Raw genomic sequence first — 1,379 nt, 5'->3', positions numbered from 1 at the left:
CTTTGGAACGTTGTCGGACCGGCCGAATTCAATCGACATTGAGCTCCGGGCCTCCTGGACCCCGGCCACCCCGGACATCACCTCGCACCTGGAGGCGTGGTCGGACATGGTCTGCACCTTCGCCGGGCTGCCGCCCCTGCCCGAGGGCGTCACGGCCCTTCCCCGCCGCCCCCGCGGACACGCATGAGGCCCCTGTTCGGCCGCGGTCACGGCCCTATACGCCATGTTGTCGGTAAACTGTAGAGACCATGACCCCTCAGAATCCGGAAATCAGCACGGCCGGCGCCAGTCGCACCACGGCCGAGGCTGCTGACACCACAGCCCACATCACCGTGGAAGGCTTCGACAGCCTGGTCCCTGAAGTGATCGACCTCGACATTCCCCGCGACGGCGTGCCGCTGGTCATTGAAACCCAGTCCGGACTCGAACGCTGCGCCGCGGCCCTCGCCGCCGGCCACGGCCCTGCGGGCGTGGACGCGGAGCGCGCCTCGGGGTTCCGCTACGGCCAGCGCGCCTTCCTGGTCCAGATCCGGCGCGAAGGCTCCGGAACCTGGCTGATCGATCCCGAACCTTTCGGGGACCTCAGCATCATCAATGACGCTTTGCGCGGCGTCGAATGGATCCTGCACGCCGCCAGCCAGGACCTGCCCTGCCTGTCCGAACTCGGCATGTGGCCGGACAAACTCTTCGACACCGAGCTCGCCGCCCGCCTTGCCGGGCTGCCCCGGGTGGGCCTCGCCGCCGTGATCGAACAGCTCCTGGGCTTCGGCCTGGCGAAGGAACACTCCGCCGCCGACTGGTCCACCCGCCCCCTGCCGGAACCGTGGCTGCGCTACGCCGCGCTCGACGTCGAAGTCCTGACCGAGCTGCGCGAGGAACTGATTGAGCTGCTCGTGGCGGACGAGAAGCTGGAATACGCCGAGCAGGAATTCGCCGCCATCCTCGAAGCCGGACAGGCCCCGCCGCGCGTTGATCCGTGGCGCAAGACGTCCGGGCTGCACCAGATCCGGGACCGACGCCAACTGGCCGCAGTCCGGGAGCTGTGGCTGGAACGCGATTCCCTGGCCCAGAAACGTGACGTCGCCCCCGGCCGGCTGATCCCGGACTCCGCGCTCGTCGCCGCGGCCAAAGCGATGCCCTCCACGGTTCCCCAGCTCCTGGGCACCAAGGGCTTCCACGGCCGCGCCGCACAGCGGGAAGCCCCCCGCTGGCTGCGCTGCATCGGCGTGGCCCGGGCCCTGGAGGACCTGCCGCCGCTGCACCTGCCCACCAACGCTCCCCCGCCCCCGCGCGTCTGGGCGGACCGGGACCCGGAGGCGGCCGCCAGGCTCGCCACCGCCCGTCCAAAACTCCAGGCCAGGGCCGAGGAACTGAACCTG

General features: G+C 70.3%; 2 protein-coding genes. Both read left to right on the top strand.

What is annotated here, in order from left to right:
* A partial coding sequence (locus LQV45_RS32700; protein ID WP_230011766.1) for a DUF3000 family protein occupies window positions 1-187 on the top strand: 187 nt, incomplete at its 5' end.
* A 61-nt stretch (window positions 188-248) separates the two neighbouring features.
* Window positions 249-1,379: HRDC domain-containing protein (locus LQV45_RS32695; protein ID WP_230011763.1), on the top strand; the 1,131-nt coding region annotated here is incomplete at its 3' end.

The sequence above is a fragment of the Microbacterium sp. Bi128 genome (assembly GCF_918698205.1).
This window is presented reverse-complemented; position numbering and strand designations above follow the sequence as displayed.